Origin of the sequence: Arthrobacter sp. Soil764 (genome assembly GCF_001428075.1) — a bacterium.
Lineage (GTDB): Bacteria > Actinomycetota > Actinomycetes > Actinomycetales > Micrococcaceae > Arthrobacter.
In genome coordinates this window covers 98,352-98,621 of record NZ_LMSI01000007.1, presented here as the reverse complement: position 1 = coordinate 98,621, position 270 = coordinate 98,352, and the positions used below count along the sequence as shown (strand labels likewise).

The following is a 270-nucleotide window of genomic DNA, read 5'->3' as shown; positions in this document are numbered from 1 at the left end:
CCATACACATTTATGTGTGAGAGGCCCCCAGCCAGACCACTGGGTTGATAGGCCGGATGTGGAAGCGAGGACTAACGACTCGTGAAGCTGACCGGTACTAATAGGCCAACAACTTACACCACACAGATACATACAAAACTCTGCTTGCGTCCACTATGTGGTTCCCAACCAACAACCCCCAACACCGGGGATGGTTGCACGGAACCAACACAACTGAATAACCACACCACAATGTTGTAACCACACCAGTTTTCCCACACCACCCGAACG

1 rRNA gene is annotated in these 270 nt (G+C 51.5%); it reads left to right on the top strand.

The window, feature by feature from the left end:
* Nucleotides 1-122, top strand: a 23S ribosomal RNA gene (locus tag ASG86_RS06610); the annotation flags it as partial.
* Nucleotides 123-270: the final 148 nt, after the last annotated feature.